16 protein-coding genes are annotated in these 17,792 nt (G+C 70.2%); 10 read left to right on the forward strand and 6 right to left on the reverse strand.

What is annotated here, in order from left to right:
• Positions 1-17 precede the first annotated feature (17 nt).
• The 6 genes from AB0I79_RS48475 to AB0I79_RS48500 are packed head-to-tail and all read left to right on the forward strand — an operon-like array spanning position 18 to position 6,059.
• Entirely contained in the window at positions 18-1,118 is a 1,101-nt protein-coding gene (locus AB0I79_RS48475; protein ID WP_357888923.1) for an ABC transporter ATP-binding protein, read from the forward strand.
• Positions 1,111-2,205: an ABC transporter ATP-binding protein gene (locus tag AB0I79_RS48480; RefSeq protein WP_357888925.1), complete on the forward strand. Its 1,095-nt coding sequence runs from the start codon at positions 1,111-1,113 to the stop codon at positions 2,203-2,205. Before AB0I79_RS48475 ends, AB0I79_RS48480 begins: the two co-directional genes overlap by 8 nt.
• The gene (locus AB0I79_RS48485; RefSeq protein ID WP_357888928.1) at positions 2,202-3,152 is read left to right on the forward strand and encodes a sugar ABC transporter permease; all 951 of its coding nucleotides are present in this window, start codon (positions 2,202-2,204) and stop codon (positions 3,150-3,152) included. Before AB0I79_RS48480 ends, AB0I79_RS48485 begins: the two co-directional genes overlap by 4 nt.
• Before the next feature lie 5 nt (positions 3,153-3,157).
• On the forward strand, positions 3,158-3,979 hold the full coding sequence (locus AB0I79_RS48490; RefSeq protein ID WP_357888931.1) for a carbohydrate ABC transporter permease: 822 nt from the start codon (positions 3,158-3,160) through the stop codon (positions 3,977-3,979).
• Positions 3,980-3,981: 2 nt separating this feature from the next.
• On the forward strand, positions 3,982-4,257 hold the full coding sequence (locus AB0I79_RS48495) for a DUF2160 family membrane protein (protein ID WP_357888934.1): 276 nt from the start codon (positions 3,982-3,984) through the stop codon (positions 4,255-4,257).
• A gap of 17 nt (positions 4,258-4,274) precedes the next feature.
• Entirely contained in the window at positions 4,275-6,059 is a 1,785-nt protein-coding gene (locus AB0I79_RS48500) for an ABC transporter substrate-binding protein (protein ID WP_357888937.1), read from the forward strand.
• A gap of 39 nt (positions 6,060-6,098) precedes the next feature.
• On the opposite strand, the gene AB0I79_RS48505 is transcribed toward AB0I79_RS48500, so the two are convergent.
• The 6 genes from AB0I79_RS48505 to AB0I79_RS48530 all read right to left on the reverse strand — a co-directional run bounded on the left by AB0I79_RS48505 (position 6,099) and on the right by AB0I79_RS48530 (position 12,838).
• Positions 6,099-7,247, reverse strand: a complete 1,149-nt coding sequence (locus tag AB0I79_RS48505) for a hypothetical protein (protein ID WP_357888940.1) — start codon at positions 7,245-7,247, stop codon at positions 6,099-6,101.
• A complete protein-coding gene (locus AB0I79_RS48510) occupies positions 7,237-8,517 on the reverse strand; it encodes a Gfo/Idh/MocA family oxidoreductase (protein ID WP_357888943.1) in 1,281 nt (426 codons plus the stop codon). The genes AB0I79_RS48505 and AB0I79_RS48510 overlap by 11 nt, the downstream gene beginning before the upstream one ends.
• A 19-nt stretch (positions 8,518-8,536) precedes the next feature.
• Positions 8,537-9,823 carry an extracellular solute-binding protein gene (locus tag AB0I79_RS48515; protein ID WP_357888946.1) on the reverse strand — a complete coding sequence of 429 codons (1,287 nt, stop codon included), beginning with the start codon at positions 9,821-9,823 and terminating at the stop codon, positions 8,537-8,539.
• Positions 9,824-9,866: 43 nt separating this feature from the next.
• A complete protein-coding gene (locus AB0I79_RS48520; RefSeq protein ID WP_357888949.1) occupies positions 9,867-10,733 on the reverse strand; it encodes a carbohydrate ABC transporter permease in 867 nt (288 codons plus the stop codon).
• On the reverse strand, positions 10,717-11,679 hold the full coding sequence (locus AB0I79_RS48525; protein ID WP_357888951.1) for a sugar ABC transporter permease: 963 nt from the start codon (positions 11,677-11,679) through the stop codon (positions 10,717-10,719). The genes AB0I79_RS48520 and AB0I79_RS48525 overlap by 17 nt, the downstream gene beginning before the upstream one ends.
• 205 nt (positions 11,680-11,884) lie before the next feature.
• Positions 11,885-12,838: a LacI family DNA-binding transcriptional regulator gene (locus AB0I79_RS48530; protein WP_357888954.1), complete on the reverse strand. Its 954-nt coding sequence runs from the start codon at positions 12,836-12,838 to the stop codon at positions 11,885-11,887.
• 192 nt (positions 12,839-13,030) lie between these two features.
• On the opposite strand from AB0I79_RS48530, the gene AB0I79_RS48535 reads away from it, so the two are divergent.
• The 4 genes from AB0I79_RS48535 to AB0I79_RS48550 are packed head-to-tail and all read left to right on the forward strand — an operon-like array spanning position 13,031 to position 17,791.
• Positions 13,031-13,924, forward strand: a complete 894-nt coding sequence (locus tag AB0I79_RS48535; protein ID WP_357888957.1) for an NAD(P)-dependent oxidoreductase — start codon at positions 13,031-13,033, stop codon at positions 13,922-13,924.
• The gene (locus AB0I79_RS48540) at positions 13,921-14,793 is read left to right on the forward strand and encodes a 5-dehydro-4-deoxyglucarate dehydratase (RefSeq protein ID WP_357888960.1); all 873 of its coding nucleotides are present in this window, start codon (positions 13,921-13,923) and stop codon (positions 14,791-14,793) included. Before AB0I79_RS48535 ends, AB0I79_RS48540 begins: the two co-directional genes overlap by 4 nt.
• Complete coding sequence (locus AB0I79_RS48545; protein ID WP_357888963.1) at positions 14,790-15,842, forward strand: mandelate racemase/muconate lactonizing enzyme family protein; 1,053 nt, start codon at positions 14,790-14,792, stop codon at positions 15,840-15,842. The genes AB0I79_RS48540 and AB0I79_RS48545 overlap by 4 nt, the downstream gene beginning before the upstream one ends.
• A complete protein-coding gene (locus AB0I79_RS48550) occupies positions 15,842-17,791 on the forward strand; it encodes a DUF6807 family protein (protein ID WP_357888966.1) in 1,950 nt (649 codons plus the stop codon). The genes AB0I79_RS48545 and AB0I79_RS48550 overlap by 1 nt, the downstream gene beginning before the upstream one ends.
• The last annotated feature ends 1 nt before the right edge of the window (position 17,792 follow it).

A 17,792-nucleotide genomic window follows, 5' to 3' on the forward strand; every position in this document is an offset into this window, starting at 1 on the left:
AGAGAGGACCGGGCACAGTGACGGTGATTCTCGACGGCATCTCCGTACGGCAGCGCGCAGAGACCTGGCTCGACGACATAAACCTCGAATTATCCGACGGATTGACCACCCTCATCGGCCCGATGACGGCCGGGAAGACGACGTTGATGCGCGTCGTCGCCGGTCTGCTGACGCCCGATTCAGGGCGGGTGCTGGTCAACGGGGAAGATGTCACGAAAATCTCGGTGCGAAAACGTTCGGTCGCTTTCGTCTATCAGCAATTCATCAATTATCCCGCGCTCACCGTCTACGAGAACATCGCCTCCCCGCTGCGCCTCGACCCCCGCTTCCGCCGTGACGGCCTGGACCGGCGGGTGCGCGAGGTGGCCGAGCTCATGGGCATCGCCGGCCTGCTGGACCGCCGGCCGTCCGAGCTGTCGGGCGGGCAGCAGCAGCGCACCGCCATCGCCCGCGCCCTGGCCCGCCCCGTGGACGTGCTGCTGCTCGACGAGCCCCTCGCCAACCTGGACTTCAAGCTGCGCGAGCAGTTGCGCGCCGACCTGAAGGCGATGTTCGCCGGCTCCTCGGGCGTGGTGCTCTACTCCACCGCCGACCCGAACGAGGCACTGACGTTCGCCGCGCCGACCGTGGTGCTGGGCGAGGGCCGGGTGCAGCAGGTCGGCGACGTCGCCGCCATGTACGCGCACCCGCCCACCCTCGCCGTGGCGGCCACACTCAGCGACCCGCCGCTCAACCTGCTGCCCGGCGTGGTCCGCGACGGCCGGATAGAAGTGCTCGGCACGTCCTTCCCGGCCCCCCGCGCCCACTCCACCGGCCGCACGGTCATGCTCGGCATCCGCCCCCACCAGGTGACGATCGAGCGCAACGGCCCCGGCGCGCTGGAGCTGCCGGCCGAGATCAGGCTCGCGGAGGTGACGGGCAGCGCGACCTTCCTGCACCTCCTCCTTCAGGACGGCCGCCACCTGGTCGCCCATCTGCCGGGCACCCAGCTCTTCACGCCCGGCGAGCCCACGGTCGCGCACGTGGACCCCGCGCACGTCTTCGTCTTCGACGAGGCGGGCGGGTCGGGGGGCCGCCTGCTCGCCACCAGCGCCGCGGAGGTGGACCTGCATGGCTGACATCCGGCTGGAGGGCGTGGGCCACAGCTACGACGGCGGCCGGACGTGGGCGGTCAAGCCGATGACGTGGACCTGGCGCGGCTCGCGGGCGTACGCGCTGCTGGGCCCCAGCGGCTGCGGCAAGACGACGCTGCTGAACATCATCTCCGGCCTGATCACGCCCACCGAGGGCCGCGTCTTCTTCGACGACCGCGACGTCACCGGCGTGCCCACCGCGGGCCGCAACATCGCGCAGGTCTTCCAGTTCCCCGTCCTGTACGAGGAGATGTCGGTCTACGACAACCTCGCCTTCCCCCTCAGGAACAGGAAGGTGCCCAAGCAGGAGGTGGACCGGCGGGTCCGCGAGGTCTCCCGGCTCCTCGGCCTCGACCAGGTGCTGGGCCGCAGGTCACGCAGGCTGGACGCGGGCCACCAGCAGATCGTCAGCCTGGGCCGCGGCCTGGTCCGCTCCCAGGTCGCCGCCGTCCTGCTCGACGAGCCGCTGACCGTGGTGGACCCGGCGCTGAAGTGGACGCTGCGCAGCAAGCTCAAGGAGATCCACCGCGACACCGGCCACACGCTGGTCTACGTCACCCACGACCAGACGGAGGCGCTGACGTTCGCCGACGAGGTGGTGGTGCTCAACGAGGGGGCGATCGTGCAGGCCGGCGAGCCGTCGGAGCTGTTCCTGTCGCCGGCGCACGAGTTCGTCGGCCACTTCATCGGCTCGCCCGGGATGAACATGCTGCCCGCCGAGATCGTCGGCGACGTCGTCCGCGTCGGGCAGGAGGACGTGGGCACGGTCAAGGAGCCGCTGCCGCCGGGCCCCGTGCGGATCGGGGTGCGGCCCGAGTTCGTGCGGATCACCCCGGCGAGCGGCTCCCCCGGCGTGCCCGCCCGGGTGACCGGGATCGACCGCATGGGCGCCTACGACCTGGTCCACGCCGCGGTCGGCGGGCACCGGGTGATCGCCAAGACCGAGGCGGGCTGCTCCTACCGGCCGGACGCGGTCGAGTACCTGCACTTCCCCGCCGATCGCACGTTCCTCTTCCGCGACCAGGTCAGATGCGGCTCCCTCGCGCCGCTGGACGGAAGGGGGCCGGCGTGACCGTCGCAGGCAGCCAGGTGGGCGGCGAGGTCGTCGCCACGGAGGCGCCGGCCGCACCGGCCGAGGAGGAGGCGCCGCGCGCCGCGCTGAAACGCAAGGACAACCGGGCCTGGTGGCTGGTCCTGCCGGTCGTGGTGTCGGTGGCGTTCACCGCGGTGATCCCGCTGATGACCGTGGTCAACTTCTCCGTGCAGGACGTCTTCAGCCCCGTCGACCGGGTCTTCGTCGGCCTGGAGTGGTTCCAGACGATCTCCCGCGACCCCGAGGTGCGCGCGGCGCTGGTGCGCACGCTGCTGTTCTCGGCGCAGGTGCTGCTGCTGGAGATCCCGCTGGGCGTGGCGCTGGCCGTGGTGATGCCGCGCAGGGGCGTGTGGGTGTCGGTGGCGCTGGTGCTGGTCGCGCTGCCGCTGCTCATCCCGTGGAACGTGGTGGGCACGATCTGGCAGATCTTCGCCCGCGGCGACATCGGCCTGGGCGGCTGGACGGTCAACAACGTGCTCGGCATCAACTTCAACTACACGCTGGACTCCACGGACGCCTGGATCACGGTCCTGGTCATGGACGTGTGGCACTGGACGCCGCTGGTGGCGCTGCTGGCGTACGCGGGGCTGCGCTCGATTCCCGAGCCGTACTTCCAGGCCGCGCAGATCGACGCAGCCTCGGCGTGGGCCACCTTCCGGCACATCCAGCTCCCCCGGCTGCGCGGGGTGCTGACGATCGCGATCCTGCTCAGGTTCATGGACAGCTTCATGATCTACACCGAGCCGTTCGTGGTGACCGGCGGCGGGCCCGGCAACGCGACCTCGTTCCTCAGCATCCTGCTGTCGAAGATCGCGGTCGGCCAGTTCGACGTGGGGCCGGCGGCGGCGTTCTCGCTGCTCTACTTCCTCATCGTGCAGGTCTTCTGCTACGTCTTCTTCACCGTGCTCACCAGGTCGGGGAGGTGAGCGGGATGGCGAGGGTCAACGGGCGGCGGCTCCCGTGGGCGCGCACGGTCTTCTGGTTGTACGTGGCCACGCTGATGCTGCCGCTGCTGTGGATGTTCGGCATGTCGATCCGGCCGAACGAGGACATCCTCGGCAGTTTCTCGCTCCTGCCGCAGCGGGTGACGTTCGACAACTACGCCACATTCTTCAGCGACTCGGCGTGGTATTCGAGCTATCTGAACTCCATCGTCTACACCTCGCTGAACGCCGTGATGTCGCTGATCGTGGCGCTGCCCGCGGCGTACGCGTTCTCGCGGTTCCGTTTCGCCGGCGACAAGCACCTGTTCTTCTGGCTGCTGACCAATCGCATGGCCCCGCCGGCGGTTTTCCTGCTGCCGTTCTTCCAGATTTACCAGAGCGTCGGCCTGTTCGACACGCATCTCGGCGTGGCCATCGCGCACATGCTGTTCAACGTCCCGCTCGCGGTGTGGATCCTCGAAGGATTCATGTCCGGAATTCCGCGGGAAATAGACGAGACCGCGGCGATCGACGGTTATTCGCTGCCGCGGTTCTTCATCAGGATCTTCCTGCCGATGATCCGCTCGGCGATCGGCGTGACGCTGTTCTTCTGCTTCATGTTCAGCTGGGTCGAGCTGCTGATCGCCAGGACGATCACCTCGGTGGACGCCAAGCCGATCGCCGCCACGATGACGCGGACCGTGAGCGCGGCCGGCGTGGACTGGGGCCTGCTGGCCACCGCGGGCGTGCTCACCATCGTGCCCGGCGCCGTCGTCATCTGGTTCGTGCGCAACTACATCGCCAAGGGCTTCGCGCTGGGGAGGGTCTAGCGATGCTCGAATGGATGGTCTGGACCGTCCCCACCGCCCTGGTGTTCGCCGGGCTGGCCCTCCTGCTGGTCGTCATGGCGGTCTGGGCGCGCATCTCCCCGCCCGTGGCCAGGCGCGGTTTCCTGCGCATCGAGACCGACCGCGGCGACCGGCTCTACATCGGCCTGATCAGCGCCGCCGTCGTGCTGGCCGGCTGGATCGCAATCACCGACCTGTCCATGTGGCTCGCGCTCGGCTGCGCGCTGCTGGTGGCGGTCGTGATCGGCATATGGGGCTAACAGAAGAGGAGCAGGCGATGAGGCATCGGACACGCAGATCCGTGGCCGCCGGTCTGGCCGCGGTCGCCCTCATAGCGGCCGGATGCACGCAGGGCGCGCAGAAGCCGGCGAGCGACTTCAAGGAGGCCGACGGCAAGGCCGCGGCCCAGAGGTGGGTGTCGCAGGAGTTCACCCCGAGCACGCTGAGCAAGGAGCAGCAGCTCGCCGAGATGGACTGGTTCATCAAGGCCGCGGCGCCGTACCGGGGCATGCAGATCAACGTGGTCTCCGAGACGATCACCACGCACGAGTACGAGTCGCGGCAGCTCGCCAAGGCGTTCACCGAGATCACCGGGATCAGGATCAAGCACGACCTGATCCAGGAGGGCGACGTCGTCGAGAAGCTCCAGACCCAGATCCAGGGCAACCAGAACATCTACGACGCCTACGTCAACGACTCCGACCTCATCGGCACCCACTCGCGCGGCGACTACGTGGTGCCGCTGTCGGACTACATGGCCGGCGAGGGCAGGAACGTCACCTCGCCCACCCTCGACCTGAACGACTTCATCGGCATCAGCTTCACCACCGGCCCGGACAAGAAGGTCTACCAGCTCCCCGACCAGCAGTTCGCCAACCTCTACTGGTTCCGCTACGACTGGTTCACCGACCCGGAGATCAAGAAGCAGTTCAAGGACGCGTACGGCTACGACCTCGGCGTCCCGGTCAACTGGGCGGCCTACGAGGACATCGCCGACTTCTTCACCAGCAAGGTCAACGGCAACGGCACCATCGACGGCAAGAAGGTCTACGGCCACATGGACTACGGCCGCAAGGACCCGTCCCTGGGCTGGCGCTTCACCGACGCCTGGCTGTCGATGGCCGGCAACGGCGACCCCGGCATCCCCAACGGCCTGCCGGTGGACGACTGGGGCATCAGGGTGGAGAACTGCCGCCCGGTCGGCTCGTCGGTCACCCGAGGCGGCGACACCAACGGCCCCGCCGCGGTCTACGCGCTGACGAAGTACGTGGACTGGCTGAAGAAGTACGCGCCCCGCGAGGCGGCGGGCATGAACTTCAGCGAGGCCGGCCCGGTGCCGGCGCAGGGCAACATCGCCCAGCAGATCTTCTGGTACACCTCGTTCACGGCCGACATGACCAAGCAGGGCCTGCCGGTCGTCAACAGCGACGGCACGCCCAAGTGGCGCATCGCGCCGAGCCCGCACGGCTCGTACTGGAAGACCGGCAACAAGCTGGGCTACCAGGACGCCGGCTCGTGGACGCTGCTGAAGAGCACGCCGCAGGACCGCAGGGCGGCCGCCTGGCTGTACGCGCAGTTCGTGACGTCGAAGACGGTGTCGCTGAAGAAGTCGATCGTCGGGCTGACGTTCATCCGCGACTCCGACGTCAAGAGCCAGTACTTCGCCGACAACGCCGAGAAGTACGGCGGCCTGATCGAGTTCTACAACTCGCCGGCCCGCAAGCAGTGGACGCCGACCGGCACGAACGTGCCCGACTACCCGAAGCTGGCCCAGCTCTGGTGGCAGAACGTGGCCACCGCCGTGACCGGCGAGACCACGCCGCAGCAGTCGATGGACAACCTGGCCAGGCAGCAGGACGAGATCCTGTCGCGGCTGGAGCGGCTCTCGCAGCAGCGGGAGGGGTACGGCGGCCAGTGCGCGCCCAAGCTGAACCAGGAGCGTGACGCCCAGTACTGGTACGACCAGCCGGGCGCCCCGGCGCCGAAGCTGGCCGACGAGCGCGGCAAGCCGGAGACCCTCGACTACGACAAGCTGATCGCCACCTGGAAGCAGGGCGACTGACGGCCGTGGCCGCCGCCCGTGGCAGGAGACGGGCGGCGGCTAGACCTTGAGGTGAGCCGCCAGCCAGTCGAAGGCGCGCTCCTGCATGGGCTCGTCGAAGCTGTGCGGCACCTCGGCGAAGACGGCCGCGTAGCTCTCGGGGGCGCCGCGGTACCGCTCGGCGATGATGGCGTCGGCGCGGAGCATGCCCGCCTCGGGGAACAACTCGTCGCGCATCGCGTACTGGACCATGAGCGGTTCGGGGGCGCGGGCGGCGATCAGGTCCGGATAGTCGCCCAGCCGCGGCAGGCCAGGCGGCCAGAGCATCCAGGTGTGCCGCTCGACGTACCCGCCGAGCATGTCCCGGTAGGAGGAGGCCATCGCGGCGACGACGACCGCGCGCACGTCCGGGTCGAACGCGCCGAGCAGCGCCGCCCGCAGGCCGCCGCCGGACAGGCCGGCGCAGCCGACCGCGCCGACGTCGGGGCGCGAGCGCAGGTAGGCCGCCGCGGCCAGGTCCTCGCCGGCGACGACGCCCGTGAACGAGGTGCCGAGCGCGGCGCAGTGCTTGGCCACGACGTGCTCGTGCTCCCTGGCCAGCAGGTCATACCGGTCGGCGTCGCTGAGGGGCGCCTGCGCGTTCCCGCCGGCGTCGCGGAGAGGCGCCCCCTGGGCGTTCCCGGCGGCGTCGCTGAGGGGCGCGCCGGGGGCGTCCCCACGCTGCGCCGCGCCGGGCGGCCCCTCAGCCGTCTCCAGGGGGAAGCGGCGGCTGCCCCAGGTGAACACGTCGTGCGCGAGCACCACGAATCCGCGCAGGGCCAGCGCGTTCGCGAAGGCCCTGCCGCCGTAGATGCCGTCCCGCAGCCGCCGCACCTCGGGCGACGGCTCCTCGGGGCCGTCGGCGATCTTCTCCTTGCCGGCGTACTTCATCCCGGCGTGGCAGTGCAGCGCCACCACCCCGGGCAGCGGCCCGTGGGCGTCGCGGGGCTTGAGCAGGTACGCCCGCGTGCGCGGCCCGAACCCGACCGACCACGACAGCTCCTCGCCGTACAGGCCGCCGTCGGTCCAGGTCCGCTCGACGCGCACGTCCGCGGCGGCCAGGTCGAGCACCCCGATGGCCTCCCTGGCCGCCGCACGCAGCTCGGGCCCGGGCAGGACCGGGTAGAGCCCGCGCTGCGCGGCGGCGATCCCGGCCAGCTCAGAGAACACGCGTGCCGTCGTCGGTCAGGCGCACGGGAGCCCCTGTACGGGCGGAGACGCCGGCCGCGTGGCCGGTCAGCACGCTGCGGATGCCGTCGCGCCAGCCGGCCTGCCTGGCCAGCGGGTCGTCGCCGGGGCCGCGGAAGACGTCGTTCAGCAGCAGGCGGTCGCCGCCGCCGTGCCCACCGGCCCCTGACTCGATGGGCACCTCCTCCGGCTCGCTCCAGTGCCGGCGCAGCAGGAGCCGCTCCGACGAGCCGGTCGCGTGCTCCTTGGAGGCCGCGCTGGGGTCGATGGCGGCGTGCGGGGGCGTCCACTCCCGCTCCACCACGTCCAGCTCCAGCCGCCCCGCCGTGCCGTTGAAGGCCACCCGGTACCCCTCCCAGGGGGCGTGGGCGTGCAGCGAGTACGTCAGGACCGCGCGATCGGTGTAGCGCACCATGACCGACATGTTGTCGTCGATGTCGATGCCCTCGCCGAAGACGTCCTGGTCGCGGACGTAGCCGTCCTCGTGCTCGGCGTCCAGGTAGAGCCGCTTGAGCCGCTCGTCCCTGGAGATGTCCAGCAGGAACGGGTCCGTGCCGAGCCCCGGTGCGCCGTGGGCGCGCTCGGGGCGGCCGGTCAGGCCCCGCTTCCTGGCGTTCTCGGCGCCGTAGAAGCGCAGGTCGGTCTGGGCGAAGACGAGCTCGGGCGCCGCGCCCAGCCACCAGTTGACCAGGTCGAAGTGGTGGGTGGACTTGTGCACGAGCAGCCCGCCCGAGCTGGCCCGCTCGCGGTGCCAGCGGCGGAAGTAGTCGGCGCCGTGGATGGTGTCGAGCAGCCACTCGAAGTGCACCGAGGTGACCTCGCCGATCGCGCCCTGCTGGAGGAGGCGGCGTACGGCGGAGTTGCGGGGCGAGTACCGGTAGTTGAAGGTGACGATCAGCTTGCCGGTGGCACGCTCCGCGGCGGCCGCGATGGCCGCGCAGCCGTCGGCGTCGGTCGTGAGCGGTTTCTCCACGATGACGTCGAGGCCCGCGTCGAGCGCCGCGCACACGTATCTCGCGTGCGTGGCGTCGACGGTGGTGACGATGACCGCGTCGGCGAGCTCGAGCACCTTGCCGAACTCATCGGGGGCGAAGCACGGCACCTGCCGGCCGATCCGCTCGACGTAGTAGTCCATGCGGGTCCGGTTGGTGTCGCACAGGGCGACGATGGTGCCGGTGTCGCGCCACTCCCCGAGCAGCGCGTCGACGTACATCTGCGCGCGGTGCCCGAGCCCGACGAACGCGTACCTCATGCCTCTCCTTACGACCTGGTCAGCCCGCGATGGAGGCGTTGACCTCGGTGATCAGCTTCTGCGCCGCGTCGTCGGGGGTCATGCGGCCGAACATGACCTCCTCGGAGTAACGCGTGATGATGTCCTCCGTGGCGCTGGAGCCCTTCGGCGGGGCGGCCGGCGGGTCGGTCAGCGCGTCCTTGTTCTCGTCGAGGAAGGCCAGCGTCTTCTGGTCCGCCGGGGGGAGCTTGTCGCGGACCGCGGCGAGCACCTTGGAGCTGGCGGGCAGACCGCGGTCGCTGAGGATGATCGCGCCCGCCTCCGGGTCGTTGATCATGAAGTCGATGAACTTCGCGGCCTCGGCGGCGTGCTCGGTCTTGGAGGAGGCGCTGTAGAACATGGCCGGCTGCGTGAACATGCCGCCCGCGGTGGCGCCCTTGATCTTCGGCATGACCAGCAGGTCCAGCTCCTGGCCTGACGCCTTGCTGGCCGCGCCGAGCTGGTTGCTCCACCACATGCCCATGGCGCCGGTGTTGGTGCCGAGCAGCGACTGGTCGATGCTGGTCGCGCCGATCTCGGCGCTCTTGGCGGCGTCCGGCGCGCCCTTGCCCTTGATCAGGTTCTGCATGACCGACCACCATTCCTTGATGGTCTCGGGGGTCACGCCGAGCTTGTTGCCGTTGTAGAACTGCTCGCCCTTCTGCGTGGCGTAGATCTGCAGGTAGGCGGGGTTCCAGCTGAGCTGCGTTCCGGTGATCTTGCCGCCGCTGCCGGCGGTGATCTTGTTGGCCAGCTCGACGTACTCCTCCCAGGTCCACGTCTTGTCGTCGGGGAGCGTGGCCTTGGACTGCTCGACCAGGGCCTTGTTGACGATCAGGGAGAAGGCGTTGATGCCGGTGGGGATGGCGTACTGCTTGCCGTCGATGGCGCCGGTGGCCAGCACCTTGGCGTCGATGTCGGCGGTGTTGACCTTGCCGGTGACGTCGGCGAGCGTGCCGCGGTCGGCGTACTCGCGCAGGCCGCGGATCTCCAGGCTCATGACGTCCGGCGCGTCGCTGCCCGCGACCTTGGTGGACAGCGTCTCGTAGTAGCTGGCCCAGTCCGAGAACTCGCCCTCGACGTCGATGGTCGGGTTCTTGGCCTCGAACTTCTTGATCGCCTCTTCGGTCATCTTCTGCCGCGCGTCACTGCCCCAGTAGGAGAAGCGCAGCTTGATCTTGCCGTCGGCGGTCTCTCCGCCGCCGCTGCCACTGCCGCAGGCCGCGGTGACCGCCAGCACAGCGGTGGCGAGCAGCGCCGCCGACCACATCTTCTTGCCAGAGCTCACGGCTCTACCTCCTATGGGTGTTCACTGTTGGGGGGTGGAGGATCTACTTCAAGCCCGTGGTGGCGACACCACGGATCAGGTATTTCTGGCCGGCCAGGAAGAACCCGAAGATGGGGCCGAGCGCGATGATCGACATGGCGAACATCGGGCCCCACGACGAATCGCTGCTGGCGTCCAGGAACGTGCGCAACGCTACCGGTACGGTGAAGTTGTCGGGGTTGTTGAGGTACAGGAGCTGGCTGAGGAAGTCGTTCCACGTCCAGATGAACGTGAAGATGGCGGTCGTGGCCAGCGCCGGCATGCACAGCGGCATGACGACCCTGATGAAGATCCGCCAGTAGCCGGCGCCGTCGATCTCCGCCGCCTCGTCCAGCTCGCGGGGCAGGGTGCGGATGAACTGCACCATGAGGAAGATGAAGAACGCGTCGGTGGCCAGGATCTTCGGCATGACCAGCGGCCAGATCGTGTTGATCAGGTCGAGCTCGGAGAACATGATGTACTGCGGCACGATCGTCACGTGGTGCGGCAGCATGATCGTGCCCAGCATGATCGCGAACCAGAACGACTTGAGCGGGAAGCTCAGCCGGGCGAAGGCGTAGGCGGCCAGCGAGCAGGCCACCAGGTTCGCCACCACCGAGATGCCGGTGATGACCGCGGAGTTCCACAGGTAGTAGCCGAAGGGGTGCTTGAGCGCGTACCACCCCTCGGTGTAGTTCTCCAGCGTGACCTCGCTGGGCCACAGGCCCGGCTCGCGGAAGATGATCTCCTCCGGCTTGAGCGAGCTGGAGATCATCCACAGCAGCGGATAGAGCATGACCAGGCCGAAGCCGATCAGCAGGATGTGCTTGGCCACCCGCCCGCCCCTGAACGGGCGGAACAGGACCGGAACCGGCCTACTTGGTGTCGCCATAGAAGACCCAATACTTGGAAGCGAGGAAGTTCACCCCGGTGAGGGCGGCGATGATGATCAGCAGGACCCACGCCATCGCGGCGGCGTAGCCCATGTCGTAGTTCTTGAAGCCCTCGAGGTAGAGGTAGAGCGTGTAGAACAGCGTGGAGTCGGCGGGTCCGCCCTTGCCGCCGCTGACGATGAACGCCTGCGTGAACGACTGGAACGACTTGATGAGCTCCAGCACGAGGTTGAAGAAGATGATCGGCGTCAGCAGCGGCAGCGTGATCGACCGGAACTGCCGCCACTTGCCGGCGCCGTCCACGGAGGCCGCCTCGTAGTAGCTGCTCGGGATCTGGCGGAGGCCTGCCAGGAAGATGATCATCGGCGCGCCGAACGTCCACACGTGCAGGAGGATCAGCGTGCCCAGCGCGTAGTCCGGGTGACCCACCCACCCGGGCCCCTCGATGCCGAACATCGCGAGCACCGCGTTGACCAGGCCGTCGGCGCCGAAGACCTTCCGCCACAGGATCGCGATCGCGACGCTGCCGCCGAGCAGCGAGGGCAGGTAGAAGATCGAGCGGTAGAAGGACAGGCCGCGCAGGCCGCGGTCGAGCACCAGGGCGAGGGCGAGGGCGAAGGCGAGCTGCATCGGGACCGAAACGATCACGTAGACCGTGGTCACCCACAGCGAGTTCATGAACCTCGGGTCCTCGGTGAACATCTTGATGTAGTTGTCGAACCCGATCCACTTGGCCTCCTCCAGGAGGCTGTAGTCGGTGAACGACAGGTAGAGGGAGGCGAAGATCGGACCGATCGTGATGACGAGCAGCCCGACGAACCATGGGGCCAGGAAGAGGTACGCGGCCCGTGCCTCCCGGCGGGACCGTTTCGTGGAGCGATGACCGCCGCGCGGGGGTTGCTTCACGGCCCGCGCAGGTTTCACCGCCACCGAAACTTCAGTCATCACGGACCTTCCGGCGAGAAGTGAATGGATAGCGCTTTCCTATAGCTGGCAGGAAAGTTACGTCAACCCTTTGCAGGCGTTACATAGCCGTTACCGATATATCGCCACGACGTTTTCCCAGCTAGCAAGGGTGTCCGCCCAATAAGTCTGATGAATTACGATCCGGTTTAGTACAACCGTTTGCAGACGCAGAGCCATCACGGAACTACCGTGGAGCTGCGGTGGAGTCCCTGATCACGAGGCGGGTCTCCAGCGAGGTGGTGGCGCTCACCTCCTGGATGAGCAGGTCCACCGCGAGCCGCCCGGCAGCGGCCGTCGGCATGGCCACGGTGGTGAGCTTCGGGCGGTTCAGCCGTCCCGGCACTATGTCGTCTATCCCGACCACGCTCATGTCCTCGGGCACGCTCAGGCCGAGGTCGCCCAGCCCCTCGATGAGCCCGATGGCCACCAGGTCGTTGTAGGCCAGCACGCCGGTCACCCCGGAGTCGCGCACCCGGACGGCAGCGGCGAACCCGCCACGCTCGGTGGGCGCGTTCGGGCCGATGACGACGAGCTCGACGCCCGGCACCTGCTCGGCCGCCGTGCGGATCTCCGCGCTCGTCCACGACCCGGCGGGGCCCGACACCAGCGCGACCCGCTCATGCCCCAGCCCCGCCAGGTGCTCGACGGCCAGCCTGGCCCCGTGCCCGACGTCCATCAGGACGGTGGCCGCGCCGCGCAGCCGCCGGTTGATCACCACGAACGGCACGCGCTCGGCCAGCCGCTCCAGCGCCTTGTTCGACGAGCGCGGGCTGCACAGCACCACGCCGTCCACCTGCTTGGAGAAGGCCTGGATCAGCTCCTCCTCGGCCGCCGGCTCCTCGTCGGTGTCGGCCACGAACAGGTGGTAGTCGCGCTGGCGGGCCGCCGAGTGCGCCGCCTTGATCAGCGGAGGGAAGAACGGGTTGGCGATGTCGGCCACAATGAGGCCCAGATTGTGGGTACGCCCGGTCGTGAGCGCCCTGGCCGCCCGGTTGGGCCGGTAGCCGAGTTCCTCGGCCACGGTGAGCACCCTGGTACGGGTGGCGGCGTTCACCATGTGCGGCGCGGAGAACGTCCGGGACACCGTCGAGACATGCACGCCGGAGGCCCTGGCCACATCACGAATCGTCACTGTCACAGTCGCACACCCTAACGCAACCGCTTGCAGAACCCATGAGTACGATGAAAGCGCTTGCCGCACGTCCCCGAAACGGAAGCCTCTAGGAACCCCCAGCTAGACGGGCGGTGACGAAATCGCCTCTTGACGCCTCACCCTTCCGGACATGAAGGTTTAGTGCAACTGTTTGCAGTCTTGAAGGAGCCCCACACGGTGAGCAGAGTCCTCGTCACCGGAAGCGCAGGACGCCTCGGCCGCAGCGTGGTCAGCACGCTCGCGGCGGCCGGGCACGAGGTCATCGGCGTCGACCGCGCCCCAGGAACCCCGCCGGAGGCAGCGGTCACGCTGCCGGCCGACCTCACCGACACCGGTGAGACGTTCGAGGTCCTGGCCCGGTTCAGGCCCGAGTCGGTGATCCACCTGGCCGCCATCGCCACCCCGTTCAGCGTCCCGGAATCGGTGATCTTCAAGGTCAACACGCAGCTCGCGTACAACGTGTGCTCGGCGTCGGTGGCCCTGGGCGTGCCGGGCGTGGTGGTGGCCAGCAGCCCCACCGTCATGGGGTACGGCGCGCCGGGCGGCTGGACGCCGACGTACCTGCCGATCGACGAGGAGCACCCGGTGCGCCCGTGGAACGCCTACAACCTGTCGAAGGTGACGGCCGAGGAGACGATGAAGGCGTACGCCAGGGCGGGCAGGACGAAGCTGGCCGCCGTCCGGCCGTGCTTCGTGATCCCTCCCGAGGAGTGGGCGGGCGCGCCCACGCAGTCGGGCCACACGGTGCGCGAGCGGCTCGACCGGCCGGAGCTGGGCGGGGTGTCGCTGTTCAACTACATCGACTCCCGCGACGCCGCCGAGATGATCACCGTGCTCGCCGAGGCGCTGCCCGACCTGCCGAACGGCGAGGTGTTCTTCGCCGGCGCGGCCGACGCGCTGGCCAGGAAGCCGCTCGCCGACCTGCTCCCCCAGGTCGTGCCCGGCACCGAGGCGTACGCGGCCGGCCTGACCGGCACCACCCCCGCCTTCTCGACCGCCAAGGCAGAGCGCCTGCTCGGCTGGCGGCCCAAGCGCAGCTGGCGGACCGAACTCAAGGAAGAAGCCGAATGAACCTCAGCGGTGTGCTGTTCTTTCCCGTGACCCCCTTCGACGCCGACGGCACGCTCGCCGAGCAGGTGCTGGCCGAGCACGTCCGGCAGGGCATGGAGCACGGGCCGGGCGGCGTCTTCGTGGCCTGCGGCACCGGCGAGTTCTCGGCCCTGTCCGAGTCCGAGCACGCGCGGGCCACGCGGGTCGCGGCGGAGGTCGTGGCCGGCCGGGTGCCGGTGTTCGCGGGCGCGGGCGGGCCGCTCGGCGCGGCGCTGAACCAGGCGCGGGCCGCGCGCGAGGCGGGCGCCGACGGGCTGCTGCTCATGCCGCCGTACCTGGCCCAGGGGCCGGGACACGGCTTCGCGGCGTACGTGAGGGCGGTCGCCGAGGTGCTGCCGGTGATCGTCTACCAGCGCGGCTCGGTCGTGCTGGAGCCGGACGCCGTGGTGGAGCTGGCCGGAATCCCCGGGGTGATCGGGCTCAAGGACGGCCTGGGCGACATCGACCGCATGCAGCGCACCGTGCTGGCGGTGCGCGAGACGCACCCGGACTTCCTGTTCTTCAACGGGCTGCCGACCGCCGAGCTGACCATGCCCGCCTACCGGGGCATCGGCGTGGAGCTGTACTCCAGCGCCGTGTTCGCGTTCGCGCCCGAGATCGCGCTGGCCTACCTCAACGGCGACGAGCGGCTGCTCACCGAGTTCTACGCGCCGCTCGTCCGGCTGCGCGGCAAGGTGCCCGGCTACCCGGTCGCGCTGGTCAAGGCCGGCGTACGGCTGCGCGGCCTGGACGTCGGCACCGTCCGCCCGCCGCTGGTCGAGGTGACCGACGAGCACCTCGCCGAGCTGGAGGCGTTGATCAAGACCGGTCTCGAACTGGTCGCGCCATGACCATCGCGGACCTTCGTACGGAGCTGCGCACGGCGCCGCTGCCGCGCCCGTGGGGCGAGGACGTGCCGTACAACCACGTCATCGTCACCCACGTCACGCTGAAGGACGGGCGCACCGGCACCGGCTTCTCGTGGACGCCGCAGATCGGCGCGCACGCCGTCAAGGCGCTGCTCGACCACGACCTGCGCGAGGCGCTGATCGGGCTGCCCGCGCAGCCCGAGGTGGTGTGGGACCGGCTGTGGCGGCACCTGCGCGAGGCCGGCCCCGGCGGGATCACCACGATCGCGCTGGCCGGAATCGACCTGGCGCTGTGGGACCTGCGCTGCGGCGGCGACGCGCTGCCCGACGTGCTGGGCAGGCGGCGCGACGAGGTGCCGGTCTACGGCAGCGGCGTCAACCTGCACTACCCCCTCGACGAGCTGGTCGCGCAGGCCGGGCGCTGGGTCGCGGCCGGCTACCGGGGCGTCAAGATCAAGGTCGGCCGGCCCGACCTGGCCGAGGACGTGGCGCGGGTGGCCGCGGTCCGCGAGGTGATCGGCCCCGACCGGCTGCTGATGATCGACGCCAACCAGCGCTGGGACCTGCACAGGGCCCGGCGGGCGCTGGCCGCGCTGCGCGAGTTCGACCTGCACTGGATCGAGGAGCCGCTGCCCGCCGACGACGTGGCCGCGCACGTGGAGCTGCGCCGCTCCATCGACGTGCCGGTCGCGGTCGGCGAGAACGTCTACACCGCCTACGGCTTCCGCGACCTGCTGGCGGCCGGGGCCTGCGACGTGGTGCAGCCGAACGTGGTGCGGGTCGGCGGCATCACGCCGTTCCTGCGGATCGTGGAGCTGGCCAGGACGTACGACGTGCCGGTCTACCCGCACCTGCTGGGCGAGGTGTCCGGGCAGCTCGCGCTGGCCCTGCCGCTGCCGGTCATGGCCGAGGACGTGGAGGACGCCTCCTTCGCCCGGCTGGGGCTGCTGGCGGAGCCGTACCCGGTGGAGATCTCCGGTGGCGTGCTGCGCGCGGGCGGGCACGCCGGGCTCGGGCTGAGGTGGTCGTGATGGCGCCGGTGAAGGTCGTCCTGGCCGGCGCCACGGGCCACGGGACGCACCACCTCGGCGTCCTGCGGGAGCTGGCCGGCCGCGGCGTGGTCGAGCTGGCGGGGATCTGCGACCTGCGGCCGGTCGAGGTGGACTTCGGCGCGCCGCTGCAGTCGTCCGACCTGGGCGAGCTGATCGCCAAGACCGGCGCGGAGATCACGATCGTCTGCACGCCGATCAACACCCACGCCGACCTCACGATCGCCGCGCTGCGGGCGGGCTCGCACGTGCTGCTGGAGAAGCCGCCCGCGCCCAGCCCCGCGGAGCAGCGCAGGATCGCCGAGGTGGTGGCCGAGACCGGGCTGGCCTGCCAGGTCGGGTTCCAGTCGCTCGGCTCCGCGGCCGTCCCGGCGCTGCGCGCGTTGATCGCGAGCGGGCGGCTCGGCCGGGTGCGCGGCATCGGCGGCTGGGGCGCCTGGCACCGCCCGTCGGCCTACTTCACCCGCGCCCCCTGGGCCGGCCGGCGCCGCCTGAACGGCGTGGACGTGATGGACGGCGCGCTGACGAACCCGTTCGCGCACGCCATCGCCACCGCGCTGGCCCTGCACGACAGCCCGATCGCGGAGATCGAGACCGAGCTGTACCGCGCCCACCCGATCGAGTCGGACGACACCTCCTGCGTGCGCGTGCGGCTGGCGGACGGGTTCACGATCACGATGGCGGCGACGCTGTGCGCGCCCTACGTGGCGCCGCCGCCGGGCAAGGTGCTGCGCGGCGAGGCCCACCTGGTGGTGCAGGGGGACGCGGGCCGGGCGACGCTGATGTACACGCACGACCGGCTCAAGGTGGAGCTGCCGGACGGCTCGGTCACGACTACCGTGCACGACCGGGTGGAGCTGCTGGAGAACCTCATCGACCACGTCCGCACGGGCGCCGAGCTGCTGGTGCCGCTCGCCAGCACCGAGCGGTTCACGCAGGTGCTGGACGCGATCCGGCTGGCTCCCGAGCCGATGCCCATCCCCGAGCGGCACCAGCTCGTGGAGCGGGACGCCGAGGGCGCGGTCGTGGGCCGGTTGCTGCCCGGCGTGGCCGACCTGGTCCGGCGCAGCGCGGCGGAGCTGGCGCTCTACTCCGAGCTCGACGCGCCGTGGACGCGGGTGGAGCTGCTGGTGTCGGACCGGCCGGTGGCCGCCTACGAGCTCCGCCCCGACCTGCCCGCCACCGACTCGCCCCGCCCCTACCTGCACGCGGTGCGGACCCTCGGCGGCGTGGAGGTCACCCAGGTCCGGCCCGAGGACCACGTGCACCACCTCGGCGTCGGGGTGGCGATCTCCGACCTCGGCGGGGTGAACTTCTGGGGCGGGCGCACGTACGTCAAGGACCAGGGGCCGACCTGGCTGGACGACCACGGCACGCAGCGGCACGTGGCGTTCACCCGCCTGGACGACGGCGGCTTCACCGAGCACCTGGAGTGGACCGGGCCGGGCGGCCGCCTGGTGGCGCGCGAGGAGCGGACCGTGACCGCGCGGCCGCTCGGGCAGGGCTGGGCGCTGGACTTCGCGTTCACCCTCACGAACCTGACCGGCGCGCCGCTGGAGATCAACAGCTCGGCCACCAAGGGCCGGGCGGGCGCGGGCTACGGCGGCTTCTTCTGGCGCGCGCCGGGCACCTCCGTGGAGCGGACCACCCTTCCAGAGGACGAGCAGGCCGTGCACGGCAGCACCGCCCCGTGGCTCGCCATGTTGGGCACCACCCCCGAGGGCCAGGACTGGACGCTCGTCTTCGCCCAGGCGGACGGAGATCCCTGGTTCGTCCGGGTCGAGGAGTACCCGGGGGTCGGCCAGGCCCTGGCGTGGGACCGGCCGCTCACCGTGGAGACCACGCTGACGAGGCGGGTCGTCACGGCGGTGCTCGACGGCCGGCTGGACGCGGCAGCGGCGGCCGCCGTCGCCGGCGAGCTCCTGCGGTAGA

It is taken from the genome of Nonomuraea sp. NPDC050202, from assembly GCF_040656115.1.
GTDB lineage: Bacteria > Actinomycetota > Actinomycetes > Streptosporangiales > Streptosporangiaceae > Nonomuraea.

What these genes read in the sequence shown, in the direction of transcription:
- AB0I79_RS48480 (WP_357888925.1), top strand. Translation starts at nt 1,111, where the DNA reads ATGGCTGACATCCGGCTGGAGGGCGTGGGCCACAGCTACGACGGCGGC.
- AB0I79_RS48490 (WP_357888931.1), top strand. Translation starts at nt 3,158, where the DNA reads ATGGCGAGGGTCAACGGGCGGCGGCTCCCGTGGGCGCGCACGGTCTTC.
- AB0I79_RS48495 (WP_357888934.1), top strand. Translation starts at nt 3,982, where the DNA reads ATGCTCGAATGGATGGTCTGGACCGTCCCCACCGCCCTGGTGTTCGCC.
- AB0I79_RS48500 (WP_357888937.1), top strand. Translation starts at nt 4,275, where the DNA reads ATGAGGCATCGGACACGCAGATCCGTGGCCGCCGGTCTGGCCGCGGTC.
- AB0I79_RS48510 (WP_357888943.1), bottom strand. Translation starts at nt 8,517, where the DNA reads ATGAGGTACGCGTTCGTCGGGCTCGGGCACCGCGCGCAGATGTACGTC.
- AB0I79_RS48520 (WP_357888949.1), bottom strand. Translation starts at nt 10,733, where the DNA reads ATGGCGACACCAAGTAGGCCGGTTCCGGTCCTGTTCCGCCCGTTCAGG.
- AB0I79_RS48525 (WP_357888951.1), bottom strand. Translation starts at nt 11,679, where the DNA reads ATGACTGAAGTTTCGGTGGCGGTGAAACCTGCGCGGGCCGTGAAGCAA.
- AB0I79_RS48540 (WP_357888960.1), top strand. Translation starts at nt 13,921, where the DNA reads ATGAACCTCAGCGGTGTGCTGTTCTTTCCCGTGACCCCCTTCGACGCC.
- AB0I79_RS48545 (WP_357888963.1), top strand. Translation starts at nt 14,790, where the DNA reads ATGACCATCGCGGACCTTCGTACGGAGCTGCGCACGGCGCCGCTGCCG.
- AB0I79_RS48550 (WP_357888966.1), top strand. Translation starts at nt 15,842, where the DNA reads ATGGCGCCGGTGAAGGTCGTCCTGGCCGGCGCCACGGGCCACGGGACG.